The sequence below is a fragment of the Streptomyces sp. NPDC054840 genome (genome assembly GCF_053611065.1).
Map to the genome: position 1 here is coordinate 1 of NZ_JBSGZP010000106.1, position 14,949 is coordinate 14,949.

General features: G+C 72.8%; 12 protein-coding genes. 11 read left to right on the top strand and 1 reads right to left on the bottom strand.

The window, feature by feature from the left end:
- Window positions 1-3,413: SAV_2336 N-terminal domain-related protein (locus tag ACWGIU_RS10765; RefSeq protein ID WP_453704418.1), on the top strand; the 3,413-nt coding region annotated here is incomplete at its 5' end.
- A 15-nt stretch (window positions 3,414-3,428) separates the two neighbouring features.
- Here the strand turns inward: ACWGIU_RS10765 and ACWGIU_RS10770 are convergent.
- Complete coding sequence (locus ACWGIU_RS10770; protein WP_453704420.1) at window positions 3,429-4,289, bottom strand: ion transporter; 861 nt, start codon at window positions 4,287-4,289, stop codon at window positions 3,429-3,431.
- A gap of 429 nt (window positions 4,290-4,718) precedes the next feature.
- On the opposite strand from ACWGIU_RS10770, the gene ACWGIU_RS10775 reads away from it, so the two are divergent.
- The 10 genes from ACWGIU_RS10775 to ACWGIU_RS10820 all read left to right on the top strand — a co-directional run.
- On the top strand, window positions 4,719-5,318 hold the full coding sequence (locus ACWGIU_RS10775) for an acyltransferase (RefSeq protein WP_453704422.1): 600 nt from the start codon (window positions 4,719-4,721) through the stop codon (window positions 5,316-5,318).
- Window positions 5,319-5,752: 434 nt separating this feature from the next.
- Window positions 5,753-6,922, top strand: a complete 1,170-nt coding sequence (locus tag ACWGIU_RS10780; RefSeq protein WP_453704423.1) for a hypothetical protein — start codon at window positions 5,753-5,755, stop codon at window positions 6,920-6,922.
- Complete coding sequence (locus tag ACWGIU_RS10785) at window positions 6,919-7,689, top strand: WecB/TagA/CpsF family glycosyltransferase (protein ID WP_453704425.1); 771 nt, start codon at window positions 6,919-6,921, stop codon at window positions 7,687-7,689. The genes ACWGIU_RS10780 and ACWGIU_RS10785 overlap by 4 nt, the downstream gene beginning before the upstream one ends.
- On the top strand, window positions 7,689-8,945 hold the full coding sequence (locus ACWGIU_RS10790; protein WP_453704427.1) for a nucleotide sugar dehydrogenase: 1,257 nt from the start codon (window positions 7,689-7,691) through the stop codon (window positions 8,943-8,945). The genes ACWGIU_RS10785 and ACWGIU_RS10790 overlap by 1 nt, the downstream gene beginning before the upstream one ends.
- Window positions 8,946-8,948: 3 nt before the next feature.
- Window positions 8,949-10,091, top strand: a complete 1,143-nt coding sequence (gene wecB / locus ACWGIU_RS10795) for a non-hydrolyzing UDP-N-acetylglucosamine 2-epimerase (RefSeq protein ID WP_453704429.1) — start codon at window positions 8,949-8,951, stop codon at window positions 10,089-10,091.
- A 22-nt stretch (window positions 10,092-10,113) separates the two neighbouring features.
- Window positions 10,114-10,905 (top strand): chain length determinant protein, encoded by a 792-nt coding sequence (locus ACWGIU_RS10800; protein ID WP_453704431.1) that lies wholly within the window; start codon window positions 10,114-10,116, stop codon window positions 10,903-10,905.
- Complete coding sequence (locus ACWGIU_RS10805) at window positions 10,902-12,356, top strand: oligosaccharide flippase family protein (protein WP_453704433.1); 1,455 nt, start codon at window positions 10,902-10,904, stop codon at window positions 12,354-12,356. The genes ACWGIU_RS10800 and ACWGIU_RS10805 overlap by 4 nt, the downstream gene beginning before the upstream one ends.
- Before the next feature lie 6 nt (window positions 12,357-12,362).
- Entirely contained in the window at window positions 12,363-13,415 is a 1,053-nt protein-coding gene (locus ACWGIU_RS10810; protein ID WP_453704435.1) for a hypothetical protein, read from the top strand.
- A gap of 22 nt (window positions 13,416-13,437) precedes the next feature.
- Entirely contained in the window at window positions 13,438-14,247 is an 810-nt protein-coding gene (locus ACWGIU_RS10815) for a glycosyltransferase family 2 protein (RefSeq protein WP_453704437.1), read from the top strand.
- Window positions 14,248-14,325: 78 nt separating this feature from the next.
- Window positions 14,326-14,949 (top strand): AAA family ATPase (locus tag ACWGIU_RS10820; RefSeq protein WP_453704439.1); only part of this gene is annotated, 624 nt, incomplete at its 3' end.

The window sequence follows — 14,949 nt, forward strand, 5'->3', positions numbered from 1 at the left end:
CCGACCCCCCTGCACCCGAGCCCGGCCCCTACCCCGGGGAGGGCGCCCCGCCCGACGGCGAGCCGGCCGTCCAGCTCTTCCCCGCCGCCCGGCGCGACGCCGCCGGGAAACCGGCCGACGACGCCACGGAACGCCGGGGCTCACCCCTGCGACTGCCCCGCGCCGCCTCCCTCGACGACCCGCTCGCCCTGATGCGCTCCCTGCGGCCCGTCGGCCGCCGCTCCATCGGCGGCCCCGGGGAGGAACTGGACGAGCAGCTCACCGTGGAACGCAGCATCGAGCGGATGGTGACGACCCCGGTCCTGCGCCCCGCCGAGAGCCGCTGGCTGGACCTGGCACTGGTCGTCGACACCCACCACTCCATGCTGCTCTGGTCGGACCACGTGGACGAGCTCCGCCGCGTCCTGACCCGCAGCGGGGTCTTCCGTGACGTGCGCACCTGGCAGCTGACCGGCACCGGCCCCGGCGCCACGCCGAAGGTCACCCCCGGCCACGGCGGACCGCCCCGCAACCCCCTCGAACTGGCCGACCCGGCGGGCCGCCGGCTGATCCTCGTCCTCTCCGACACCGTGGCGGGAGGGTGGCGGGAGGCCCCGATGCGGGGCATGCTCCGGCACTGGTGCGCCCATAACGCCGTGGCCGTACTGAACGTCCTGCCCGAACGCCTCTGGACCCGCGGCGCCGTCCGGCCCGTCCCCTTCGCCGTCCGCGCCGACCGGCCGGCCGCCGCCACCCGCTCCTGGCAGTGTGTACCGGCCGCCCGCCGCGCCCGCGCCGGACGCCGCCGCACCGCCGCCCCGCCCGTCGTCCCCGTGGTCGGAGTCGCCTCCGGCAGCCTGGCCGGGCTGGTGCGGGTGGTCTCCGGGGACGGCCGGTGGCGGCGCCTCGCCTGTCTGCGCCTGGACCCGGAACCCGCCCCCGCGAGCGCCCCGGAGGACCCCGCCCCCGGCGGCGGCCGCAGCGCGCTGGAAGTGGTGGAACGTTTCCGGGCGAGCGCCTCGCCGACGGCCCAGCAACTCGCCGCCCACCTGGCCGCCGTACCGCTGACCCTGCCGGTGATGACCCTCGTCCGGCGCTCCCTGCTGAGCGACTCGGAGCACGGCCACCTCGCCGAGGTCGCCCTCGGCGGGCTCTTCGAGACCTGGGCGGACGAACGGGACCCCGGGGAGGTGGAGTTCGAGTTCCTGCCCGGCGTCCGGGAGGCGCTGCTCGGCTCGCAGCTGCGCGGGGACGTGGCCGCCGTACGGGAGCTGGTCCGCCGCCGCGTCTGGGAGTTCATGTCCCGCAACCGGAGCACCGGCCCGGACTTCTCCGCGACCCGGGTCACCACGGGCCGGCAGGGCGTGCGCACGGTGGCCGAGGGCGCCCTGCCGTTCGCGGCGCGCCCCCCGCGGGAGCCGGGCCTGGCCGACCGGGTCGTCCGGGTCCGCTACGACGCCATGCCCGAGCCGCAGGAGGTCGGCACCCTGCTGACGCCGAGGCTGGTCCTCACGGTCGGGGACGCGCAGCTGCCCGCCGGCGCGTCGGTCTGGGCCGGGCCCGGCGACCGGGAGGTTCCCTGCCGCACGGTCTGGTGGGACGACGCGGTGCCCCGGATGCTGCTGCTCCAGGCCGACGAGGACCTGGTGGATCCGGCCGTCTGCGCGGACCCGCTGCCCTGGCTGCCCGCGGACCACCGGTCTGCCCGGGTCCGCATCGACGGCCGTACGGACCAGGGGGACCCGGTCTCCCTGACGGGTGAGGTGGCCCCGCACGACGGTGACCTCAACGGCGAGGTCGTCCGGCTGTCCGCGGAGCCGGAGAGCTGGACGCACTACCGAGGCGGCCCGGTCTCCCGCAACGGCGCACTGGTCGGCGTCGTCCACACGGTCTGGCCCAACCGCCTGGTGTTCCTGCTGACCGACGCCCTGATGGAACAGCCGGGCTTCCGCGCCGTGCTGGAGGGGCCCGGGCAGCCGCTGCGTCCGGACGGGGACGCGGGGACCGGAGTGTCCCTGGCGGTGCGGCCCGGCGCCGACGGCGCGTACCCGACCGGGAGCTCGCCGACGGCGGAGACGCGGGACATGCTCGTCGAGCTCATGTCGCGCGCCGGCGTCACGGGGCGGCTGACCGGCGGCGAGGGGGACGCGCCGCTCCTCGTCGGGCTGGACGCGCCGGGCGCCCACGCCAAGGCCGGCAGGCTCCTGTCCGCACTGCGCGCGGCCATGACCGGGTACGGGGACCGGCGTACGGAGGGCCTGCACCCCTCGCTCGCCGTGGCCGTGGGCACCGGCACGGCGGAGAGCGACCGGCTGGTGCGGCACCCGGCGATCGCGGACCTGCTGCGGCTGACGGCGCCTTCCGGGTCTCTCGTCCTGGCCCTCTCCCACCGGCTGCACGAGGATCTGGGCGACCTGTTCGGATTTCCCGCCCGGCTGCACCTGGAGCGGGTGGGCGCCGCGGACGAGGGCTGGGTCTGCGCCGGCGACCCTCCCCGCGCCGAAGTGCTCGGGCAGGTACTGACGGAGGCCGACGGGCTCCTGGACACGGCCGTCGACTGGCCGACCTGCGGACTCGACGCCTCCGAGGCCGAGCCGTGGGCCTGCATCGGGATCCGGCGGCCCGGGTACGAGCGGTGCCTGGCGCATCTGGGGGCCGAGGCGCAGCGGGAGTACCTCGCCACTCTGGAGCCGGGAGCGCCGGTGGACTTCCGGGGCACCACTTTCGACCACGGCCTGCTCCCACGGCTGCTCACGGCGCTGGAGCCGCGTACTCCGGGACCCGTGAGGCTGGGACCGGCGACCTTCGACCGGGCGTACTTCGTGGACAACTGGAACCGGCCGGACATCGAGTTCGCGGACCGCGCCTCCTTCGTCCGGGCCGTGTTCGCAGGCCGGGCCGGTTTCACGGGAGCCGTCTTCGGTGGGCCGGTCTCCTTCGACGGCGCGGTGTTCCAGAAGGTCGGTGACTTCGACCGGAGCCGTTTCCACCGCGCGGCAACCTTCCGCCGGACGCGCTTTCGCGGCTCGGCGGGGTTCAAGGACGCGGTCTTCCTCGACGACGTCTCCTTCGGCCGAGCCGTACTGCAGGCCTCCGCGGACCTGAACGGGATGCGGGTGGCCGGGACGGCGGACTTCACCCGCGCCGTCTTCCGTGGTCTGGCGGGGATGAGCGCGACCGGCTTCGCGGGATCCGTCTCCTTCGCGTCGGCGACCTGGGAGCGCGGGCTCCTGTCCACCGGGGCGGTGTTCGAAGGGCCGGTGGACTTCGCGCGCGCCACGTTCCGGGGCCGGGTCCGCTTCGAAGGCGTGCTTTTCGAAGCGGACTCGATCGTCGGGCAGTTCTCGTCGGTCGTCCCGCCGGACCGCTGGGCCTGCGTCCGGCGCTCGGACGGTACGTGGGACATCAGGCTGCTCGATGCCGGGAACGGATGACCGGGGCCCCGGCCTTCAGGGCCCGCTGTGCGAGGCCTCCAGCTGCCGCTCCGGCCGCCCGCCGTCGGCCGTCACCGGCAGGCTCGCCTCGATCTCGTCCAGGGCCCGGCGGGCGGTGGCGATCCGCGCACGGACGTCGGGATCCGTGCCCGGGGCCGGGGCGCGGTTCGCCTCGTCCTCCATCTCGCGTGCCTCATCGAGCGAGTTGAGGACCACGCCGATGAGTACGTTCACGAGCACGAAGGAGGCGAGCAGCGCGTAGGAGGCGTAGTAGATGATGCTCAGCCGGGAGATCTGGAGCCCCGCGCGGACGGCGTCCGTCAGGCCGTCGAGCGTGGTCAGCAGGAAGAGCGTGAGCATCGCGCGGCCCACCGAGCCGTAGTGGCCGGGGTCCGACCTGGCGAAGCAGACCCAGCCGACCATGGCGTACACGTACAGCACCAGCGCGCCGACGAACAGGAAACTGGCGGTGCCGGGCAGGCTGCGGCCCACCGCGATCAGCAGGATGCGCAGGTGCGGCAGGAAGCGGGCGGTGCGCAGGACCCGGGCCAGGCGCAGCAGCCGCAGCAGGGTGGTGTTCTCGCGGACGAGCGGGACGAAGGCGGAGGCGACGACCGCGAGGTCGAACAGGTTCCACGGGTCGCGGAAGAATGCTTTCGGCCGGTCGGCGCAGGCTCCCACGCGCAGCAGCATCTCCAGGGTGAACAGGGCCAGGCAGCAGTTCTCCGCGCCCTGCAGCACGAGCCGGTGCTCCGCGGCGAGTCCGCTGTACGTCTCCACCCCCATCAACGCGGCGTTGAAGAGGATCGCGCAGAAGACGGCCATCCCGAAGGCGGGGGCCTCCGTGGTCACCCGGCATCGGGCTGCCAGCTTCATCCGACCACGTCCGGCCGGCCTCGGGTCTGTCATCGTGCTCCTCGTACTCTCGTCTGCGCCGCGGGCGAAACGGCGGGCCACCCCTCTAACGCCTTACCGACGATCGGGTTTCACCCCTTTCCGCTCTTTCCGCCCGCCAATGCGCCGATCCGTGAGCGGGAACGGCCGAACCCGGGTCCGGATGTCGGCAGAGTGTGCGGCAGGCACTCATTCCCGGCCGCCGGCCCAAGCCTTCGGTTCCGTTCCCGAGCGCCCGCGCCGACCGCACCGTCCCGACCCGGGCCCAAATGCGTTGCGTGAACAGTCGGTTGATCTGCGTATGGGCCGACCCGTCGGCGCATATGCTCGCCTCGTACGCGCGCACTCCGTACATCCGTACGTCGTGCACCTGTGCTTCCGCATGTCTCGCAGCCGTTAGGGGACCGCGCCGTGAGTGTCCGTATCCAACCCTCCTCCCAGGTCGACGAGAGCGCCGAACTCGGTGAGGGAACCACGATCTGGGATCTGGCGCAGATCCGTGAGGAGGCCCGGCTCGGGCGCGGGTGCATCGTGGGGCGCGGGGCGTACGTAGGGCCCGGCGTACGGATCGGTGACCACGTGAAGCTGCAGAACTACGCACTCGTCTACGAGCCCGCGGTCCTCGGCGACGGAGTCTTCATCGGCCCCGCGGCGGTGCTCACCAACGACTTCTACCCGCGCGCGGTCGATCCCGACGGCCGGATCAAGCGCGACGGCGACTGGGAGGCCGCCGGCGTCGTGGTCGCCGAGGGGGCCTCGCTCGGGGCCCGTTCGGTGTGCGTGGCCGGGGTACGCGTCGGACGCTGGGCGCTCGTCGCGGCCGGCGCCGTGGTGTCCAAGGACGTGCCGGACTTCGCGCTCGTCGCGGGGGTGCCGGCCCGGCGGATCGGGTGGGTGGGCCGGGCGGGGGTCCGCCTGGTGGAGCGCGAGGGGGAGCCGGGCGCGTGGGAGTGCCCGCGCACCGGAGCGCTGCACGACGAGAAGGACGGCACGCTCATCGAGCGAACCTGACGGAATGTCGGCAATTCAGGGCACCGGCATTTCCTCAAAACCACAATCAACGAACATCCGCGGGCATAACGTGGCCCTGCACACGGGATCTGAGCAGGCAACAGGCCTTGCTCGGTGGGGGGTTGTGTACGACGAGGGCACCGGGGCAGTGCCATGGCAGGCGCGGGCACACGCGCGCCTGCCGGCACCGCCGTTCACGCGTGTCCCGGTCCGAGGCATCGCTGGGGGGATCCAGACGCCGGCCTTCGGACGGTTCGTGCCATCGGCGTGACATCGCCGCGGGCACGGACGCCGTCATGCGCAGTCCCCCTCCACGGAACGACGACCGCCAGGTCCGTCCGAGGAGAACGATCAGAGGGGGTAGGTGTGTTGGAGCCGTACAGCTCGGACATACGGGGTGCGGGGAGCACCAGGGGCATCGGGGTGGGGACCCGATGAACACCACACGATTAGGAGCACTGGCCCAGGAGGACCAGTCGCTGCACGCCCTCGCCGAACGGCTGCTCGCGCTGGCCGAGGCGGGGCTCCCGGCGATGTACCTGCCGGACGCCGAGACCTTCGTGTTCACCCGGGCAGGGGTCATCTCACCCGAGGGAACGCCCGTTCTGGAGCAGCGGGGAACGAGCACCCGGTACGCGGCGATCACCGCGCTGGGAGCCCGCTTCCTGCCCGAGGACCGGCAGCGCGCGCTCTTCGGCGGCCGCACCGCCGAGGAGTTCACGGGCCTGCTCGTGGAACGGCTGCCCGGGGTGGTCAACCTCGGCGACGCGGCACTCATCGCCTGGGCCGCCGCGGAGACCGGCCATCCCAAACTGGCCGACGCCCTCGACCGGGTGGCCGCGCTCGACGTACCCGGGCGGCCGCAGTACACGGTCGAGGCGGCCTGGGTACTCTCCGCACTCGCGGCCGCGCGCCCCGTGGAGGACGTGGAGGAGCGCCTCGCGGCGGCCCGGGTACGGCTGCTGGCGGCAAGGGTCGGCGACAGCCCGCTCTTCCCGCACGCCACCGGGCCCGGGCTGGTCCACGGCTACCGGTCCCACGTGGCCTGTTTCGCCGACCAGACCTACCCGCTGCAGGCACTGGCCCGGCTGCACGCGAGCGGAGACGACCCGGAGGCCCTCGCGGCCGCCGACGCCTGCGCCGCCCGTATCTGCGAGCTGCAAGGCGACGGCGGACAGTGGTGGTGGCACTACGACGCCCGCGAGGGCGGCGTGGTGGAGGGCTACCCGGTCTACAGCGTGCACCAGCACGCGATGGCCCCGACCGCCCTGTTCGACCTGGCCGAGGCGGGCGGCACCGACTTCGGCGCGGCGATCCGCCGCGGGCTGCGCTGGATGACCGACGTACCCGAACTCGCGGACCGCACCGGGAACCCGCGGGAGCCGATGATCCGCGAGGACTTCGGCGTCACCTGGCGCAAGGTCCACCGCGGCGACCCGAAGAAGGCCGTCCGGGCCGCCCGGGGGCTCACCACCCGGGTGGCACCGCGCGCCCGGCTCGCCCCGCTCGACCGGATCTTCCGGCCCGGCGCCGTGGACCGCGAGTGCCGACCGTACGAGTTCGGCTGGATGCTCTTCGCCTGGCTCGGGGGGCCCCGCAGATGACACGACGACAGTCCCTCTTCGGGGTCCCGCTCGACCCGCTGACCATGGACGAGACCGTGCAGCGCTGCCTGGACGCGGTGCGGCGCGGCGAACAGATCGAGATCGGCATGGTCAACGCGGCCAAGCTGGTCAACATGCGGCGCGACCCCCGCCTCGCCGAGGCGGTCGCCGGCTGTGACCTGGTCCTGGCCGACGGCCAGGCGGTGGTCTGGGCCGGCCGGGTGCTGGGCGTCCGGCTCCCCGAACGGGTCGCGGGAATCGACCTGTTCATGCGACTGCTGGCCGCCGCCGAGGTGGCGGACATCCCCGTCTACCTGCTCGGCGCCCAGGAGGAGGTCCTGGAGATGATGCTCGGGCAGATCTCCGGGCGCTTCCCGAAGCTGCGGGTGGCCGGCAGCCGCAACGGCTACTTCGGCGACGGTGACCAGGAGGGCATCGCCGACGCCATCGCCGACAGCCGGGCGCGGCTGCTGTTCCTCGGCATGACCTCGCCCAAGAAGGAGATCTTCACCGCCGGCTACGGCAAGCGCACCGGCGCCCACGTGGTCCACGGCGTCGGCGGCTCCTTCGACATCCTCGCCGGCGTCACCAAGCGGGCCCCCCTGGTCTGGCAGCGGATGGGACTCGAATGGTTCTACCGCACCCTCCAGGAACCACGCCGTCTCGGCAAGCGCTACCTCACCACCAACGCTGCCTTCCTCCTCATGACGGTCCGGGAGCTCATCCACCGCACACCGTCCGCCCCTTCCGCGAACAGGAGTTACTGATGCGCGTCGTCGTCGTGGGACAGGGATACGTCGGACTTCCGCTGGCCATCCGGGCCGCCGAGGTCGGACACCAGGTGATCGGGTACGACGTGGACACCCGGCGGGTCAAGAGCCTCGCCGCCGGTGAGTCGTACGTGGAGGACGTCTCCTCCGAACGGCTGGCCCGCGCGCTGGCGCGCGGCACCTACCGCCCCAGCGAACTGGCCCGGGACTGCGGCGGCTTCGACGTCGCCGTCGTCACCGTCCCGACACCCTTACAGGACGGAGCCCCCGACCTGCGCTACATCGAGGAGTCGGCACACACCCTGGCCCGCTTCCTGCGTCCGGGTGCCACCGTCATCCTGGAGTCCACCACCTACCCAGGCACCACCGAGGAGCTGTTCGCACCCATCCTGGAGGACGGCTCCGGCCTCACCGCGGGCGAGGACTTCCACCTCGGCTACAGCCCCGAGCGGATCGACCCCGGCAACACCGTCTGGGGCTTCCAGCAGACCCCCAAGGTGGTGTCCGGAGTCGACGCCCGGTCCCTGAAGGCCGTCGAGACCTTCTACGGGGACCTCGTCGACACCACCGTGCCGGTGCGGTCCCCCAAGGAGGCCGAGCTGGCCAAACTGCTGGAGAACACCTTCCGCCACGTGAACATCGCCCTCGTCAACGAGATCGCGATGTTCGCCCGCCACCTGGACATCGACGTCTGGCAGGCCATCGAGGCGGCGTCCAGCAAGCCCTTCGGCTTCATGAAGTTCACCCCCGGTCCGGGCGTCGGCGGGCACTGCCTGCCGATCGACCCCTCGTACCTCAACTGGCGGGTGCAGCGCGAACTCGGCCAGAACTTCCGCTTCGTCGAACTCGCCAACGACATCAACAACCACATGCCCGAGTACGTGACGCGCCGCGTCATCGACGCGCTCAACGCCAAGCGGCGCTCGGTCAACGGCTCCAAGGTCCTGCTGCTGGGACTCGCGTACAAGAAGAACACCGGTGACGCCCGGGAGTCGCCCGCCGTCCGCATCGCCCAGCTGCTCCTCGACATGGGAGCCAAGGTCCGCGCGGCCGACCCCCACGTGGTGGAGAGCATCAAGGTCGACGCCCGCCTCGTCCGCGTCGAACCGACCCGCAAGGAGCTGGCCGCCGCCGACGTGGTGGTCCTGCTCACCGACCACGACTCCTTCGACTACCAGATGGTCACCGAGCACGCCTCCTTCGTCCTCGACTGCCGCAACCGGGTCTCCGGCCCCACCGTGGAGGTGCTCTGACCCGTGACCAGGATCGTCTGCGTGGCCGGGGCCCGGCCCAACTACATGAAGATCAAACCGGTGATGGACGCACTGGAGCGGCGCGGCGCCGAGGTGATTCTCGTCCACACCGGGCAGCACTACGACGAGTCGATGAACGACGTGTTCTTCCGCGACCTCGGCATCCGCCCGCCCGACCGCTACCTGGGCGCCGGATCCGGCAGCCACGCCCAGCAGACCGGGCGGGTGATGGCCGCCTTCGAGCCACTCGTCGACGAACTCGCCCCGGACACCGTCGTGGTGGTCGGCGACATCAACTCCACCCTGGCCTGCGCCCTGGTCACCGCGAAGGCCGGCCCCCTGCTGGCCCACGTGGAGGCCGGGCTGCGCAGCCGGGACTGGAGCATGCCCGAAGAGGTCAACCGGGTCGCCACCGACCGGCTCAGCGACTACCTGCTGGCACCCTCGCCCGACGCCGCCGTGAACCTGCGGGCGGAAGGCTACCGGGAGGACCAGATCCACGTCGTCGGCAACGTCATGATCGACACCCTGCTCGCCAACCTGGACCGGGCCAGGGAGTCGGACGTCCTGGACCGGTACGGGCTGAGCCGGGGCGGCTACGGCCTGGTCACCCTGCACCGGCCGGCCAACGTGGACGACCCCGGAGCCCTGCGAGGCCTGCTGAAGGCGCTGGGCGAGATCGCCGACCGCTGTCCGCTGCTGCTGCCCGTGCACCCGCGGGCCGCCGAGCGGCTGGCCGAACTGGGCGTACCCGGCGGGATCCGGCTGGTCCCGGCCGCCGGATACCTCGACTTCATCGCCCTGCAGGACTCCGCCCGCGTGGTGCTCACCGACTCCGGGGGCATCCAGGAGGAGACCACCGCGCTGGGCGTGCCCTGCGTGACCCTGCGGGAGAACACCGAGCGTCCCATCACCGTCGAGGAGGGTACGAACGTGCTGGCGGGCACGGATCCGGAGCGCATCACGGCCACCGTGAACCGGGTCCTCGACGACCCGCCCGTGCCGCGCTGCCCCGAACTCTGGGACGGCCGGGCGAGCGAGCGCATCGCCGCGGTCCTCCTCGACGGCCCGCCCGCGCACACCCGGCCGCGCCCGACCGACCTCGTCCCGCGCAGGGCCGCCACCGATCAACAGCACGTGCTGTAAACGCAATGCGAAGGGGAAGACCATGGATCTCGCGGAGATCTGGCGGGTCATGCGCAGACGCTGGTACGTGCTGCTGCCCGGACTGCTGACCACGGCGGCGCTCACCGCCGCCGTGTACCTGCTGGTCCCGGTGGAGTACCGGTCGCAGAGCACGGTGACCCTGCTGAACTCGAAGAAGGCCACGGTGGCCTTCGACGGCAACCCCTTCCTGAGCACCCAGGCCTCGCTCACCGGGATGGCCGACGGCCTGGCCCGCAACCTCAACTCCGACGACGCCAAGGCCGACCTCAGGTCCCTCGGCGTCACCGGAGTGCACGAGGCGAAGATCGCCGACAACGCGCTCGGCCCCTACCTGTGGCTGAGCGTCGTCGGGACCGACCCGGCCGCCGTGCTGAAGTCGGACGAGATCCTCACCACGTACGCGGAGAAACGGCTGCTGGAGTTCCAGACCCAGCAGTCGGTGACACCCGACGCCATGATCCGGATGGCCACGATCGTGCCTCCGCAGAAGCCGGAGGCACAGACCAAGGCCAGGCTCCAGTTCCTGGTCATGGCGGGCGCGCTGGGATTTGTACTCAGTCTGGTGGCCACCTTCTTCGTCGAGGCCCGGGGGCGCCGGGGAGCCTCGCCCGGCAAGCACCGGCCCGCCCCCGGCGAGGGCGGCGCCCCCGGCGACGGCGCCGAGGGCGGCGAGGGAGGTGGCGAAGGCGTCGCCGCGGACGACGCCGGTGACCCGACGGCCACTTTGCGCATGGCCGTCGCCCACCCGGCCGGCTCCGGCGCCGCCGGCTCCCGTACGGCCGGATCGCCGTGACCGGCCCCGCCGCGGACACCGCGAGCACCGCCCCGGCGGCGGCGCCGTCGCTGGGGCGCAAGGTCGGCTCCGCCGCCAAGTGGAGTCTCGTCAACACCGTGGTCATGCGCCTCGGCAACTTCGCGACCGGCATCGTCCTGGCCCGCTTCTTCCTGGGCCCCGAGGCCTGGGGCGTGTACGGGATCGCCCAGACGGTCCTGCTGGTCCTCCTCTCCGCGAACGAACTCGGCGTCTCGCTCGCCATCGTGCGCTGGGAGGGCGACCCCCGCCGCTTCGCCCCGACCGTCCTCACCCTCAGCGCCGCCTCCAGCTGCCTGCTGTACGCCGTACTGTTCGCGGTCGCCCCCGCGGTGGCCGGGGTGCTCGGCTCGCCCGAGGCCTCCGGCGTCCTGCGGGTGATGTGCCTGTGCGTGGTCCTCGACGGACTCTCCCAGGTCCCCGCCGGCTTCCTCACCCGGGAGTTCGCGCAGGGTCGGCGGATGGCCGTCGACGGCCTCAACTTCGTCCTCAGCACCGCCGTGACCCTGCTCCTCGCCGTCGACGGCTGGGGCGCGATGAGCTTCGCCTGGGGATCGGTGGTCGGCAACGTGGCCGCGCTCATCGGCTGCTGCCTCGCCGCACCCGGCACGCTGAGGTTCGGCTGGGACCGGGAACAGGCCCGGGCCCTGCTCCGGTTCGGGCTGCCGCTCGCCGGTGCCAGCATGCTCGCCCTCGGCGTGGTCAACGTGGACACCATGGTGGTGGGCTCGGCCCTGGACCCGCTGGCCCTCGGCTTCTACGTGCTCGCCTTCAACATCTCCGGCTGGCCCGTCCGCATCATCTCCGAAGCCGCCCGCCGCGTCTCCTTCGCGGGCTTCTCCCGGCTGGCCGACTCCCCGCAGGCGCTGGCCGCCGGATTCGCCCGCGCACTGGGCGTCGTGATGGCCGGCACCGTTCCCATCTGCGTCCTGCTCGCCGCCCTCGCCGCCCCCGTCGTGGAACTCGTCTACGGCGAACGCTGGCTGCCCGCCGCCCGTGCCCTGCCCTGGCTGATGGCGCTCGGCCTGGTCCGCATCGGCTGCGAACTCGCCTACGACTGCCTGGTGGCCATCGGCCGGCGCCGCTCGCTCATCGGCGTCCAGGGGCTGTGGCTGCTCATCCTGATCCCGGCCCTCGTGATCGGCGCCCGTACCGGCGGGATCGTCGGTGTCGCCCAGGGGCACGTCCTGGTCGCCGGGGTGGTCGTGATCCCGGTCTTCCTCCTCGCCCTGCATCGTGGCGGCATCCCCCTGGGCACCGTCGGCCGGGCCTGCGCCTGGCCGCTGCTCGGCGGCGCGGTGATGGCCGCCGTACTCCTCCTCCTGGAGCGGTACCTGGGCGACGGCGTACTCGCGCTCCTGGCGACCGGAGCCGCCGGCACCCTGTGCTACGTCCTGTGCGTCCTGCCCGGCCGCGCCTTACTCAAAGGGTAGACAGCTGTGACACCGCACCGAAGGCGCCTGACGGCATGGCTGCTCGCCGGAGTGGTGCTCGCCGTCGTCCTCACCCTCCATCAGGCCGACCGCACCGCGACGAGCGAGCACTCGGCCGCCCCCGGCGCCACCGAACCCGTCACCCCCTCCACCGCGGCCCCGCCCCCGCCGACCAGCTCCGGCCCACCCTCCCCGACCGCCTCGCCGTCGGCGAGCGAACCGCCGGCCACCACCCCCGCCTGCACCTCGCCCGGCACCTGCGGATTCCCCGACGCGAGCACCACCGGCCCGCGCACCGAGCTGGAGCGGCACGACATCGGGAACATGTCCGTCAAGAAGGACGGCACGGTCATCAAGGGCTGGGACATCCGCGGCTCCCTCGACATCTACGCCGACGACGTCACCATCATCGACAGCAGGATCACCTCCACCAACTGGTGGGGGATCAACCTGCGCCCCGGCTTCGGCGGACTGAAGGTCCTGCACACCACGATCACCGCCGTCCCGGGCCAGGGCCCCGACAACGGAGGGGTCAACTACGCGGTCTCCAACATGGGCGGCAGCTCCATCGAGGTCGGCTGGTGCGACATCTCGGTGTTCGGCAACGCCCTGTCCATGGGGCAGGGGGACCTGCACGACAACTACGTCCACGACATCGTCGCGTTCCGCAACCAGGGCGGCGAATGGCAGCACACCGACGCCGTCATCAGCGGCGGCGGCAACAAGGGCCGGCTGACCGTCCGCCGCAACACCCTGCTCAACTCCACGGCGGTGGACAAGGGCGCCACCGCGGCCGTGGGCCTGTTCGCCGACACCGGAGTGGTCTCCTCCGTGGTCGTCGACGGCAACTGGCTGGCCGGGGGAGCGTACGCCCTCTACGGCGGCGGCCCCGGCGCCACCGGCATCCAGGTCACGAACAACGTCTTCTCCACCCAGTACCACCCGGCCGCCGGGGCCTACGGCGCCGCCACCGCCTGGAACGCGGCCGGCGCCGGGAACGTGTGGAAGGGCAACCGCATGTCCGACGGACGCCCCGTCGAACCCCCACCCGCCTCCTGACCACCGAGAGGACCGACAGGACATGATGCGCCGGATCGCGCGGGCCCCGTGGGAACTGCTCAAGCGCACCTTCGGCTGGCTGGTGCTCTTCGAAGCCAGGAACAAGGTCCTGCTCGCCCCCTCCGCCCTGCGGCTGCGCCGCTTCGAGGACGCCGAGACCCACCGCCTCGCCGCCGACCTGGGCGAACCCCCGGCCGCCCTGGTCGCCACCGTCATCCCCACCCACCGGCGCCCCGAGGCACTACGGGCGGCGGTCCGCTCCGCCCTCGGCCAGACGGTCACCGACCAGGTGGTCATCGTCGTCGACGACGGCGCCGGCCTGCCCGAACTGCCGCTCGACCCGCGGCTCTTCGCGGTCTCCCTGGCCCGCAACACGGCGACCGCGGGCGTCGTGCGCAACGTCGGGATCCGGCTGACCAGGTCGCGCTACGTGGCCTTCCTCGACGACGACAACCTCTGGGAGCCCGACCACCTGGAGCAGGCCCTGTCCATGCTGGAGGCACCCGACGGGCCCGACGCCGTCTACACCGCGCTGCGCAGGGTGCTGCCCGACGGCACCGACCGGGACGTCCTCTCGGTGCCCTTCGACCGCCGCCGCGCCGCCCACGAGGCCTTCCTGGACACCAACGCCTTCGTGGCACGGCGCAACCGGTCCTTGTACTTCAGCCGGCTGCGCCGCACCCCTGAGGTGCTGCCCCGGGAGGACTGGGAACTGGTGCGCCGCTACGGCCGCCGCCACGAGGTACGCCACCTGCCCCGGGAGACCGTCCGCTACCTGGTCAACCCGGACAGCTTCTGGACGGCCTGGGACGGCCCGGCGCACCGCGGCTGAACGGTGCCGGGCGGCTCCTCCGGCTGTGTGGAAACCCGCTGGTGGGCGTCGATTCGGCCCCCGTAGACTCCGGTGCTCGTGACCGAGATCAGCACCGCCCCGACCACCGTCCCCGCCACGCCCGACCCGGCCGCGCTCGCCGCGGACAGCGCGGTGGTCGGCACTGCCGTGGCCGCCGCCGGCCGGGGCCTGATCGACCGCGAGACGGTCGCCGAGGTGGTCACGCTCTGCGCGGTCGCCGGTGAGCACCTCCTGGTCGTCGGAGCGCCGGGCACCGCCAAGTCCGAGGCCGTGCGCCGTGTCGCCGGTCAGCTCGGCGGCCGCTACTTCGAGTACCTGCTCGGGCGGTTCACCGAGCCGAACGAGCTGTTCGGCCCCGTCGACCTGCGCGGCCTGCGTGAGGGCCGGGTCGAGTTCGAGACCGCCGGGATGTTGCCCGAGGCCGAGATCGCCTTCCTGGACGAGGTGTTCCTCGGGTCCACAGCCGTCCTCAACACCCTGCTCGGACTGCTCAACGAACGGGTCTTCCGCCGCGGCCGCACCGTCCTCGACAGCCCGCTGCGGGTCTGTGTCGGCGCCGCCAACCACCTGCCCGACGACCCGGCGCTGGCCGCCTTCGCGGACCGTTTCCTCGCCCGCGTGTTCGTCGAGCCGGTGGCCGACGCCCGGCTGGAGGAGCTGCTGGAGGCCGGCCGCCGCCCC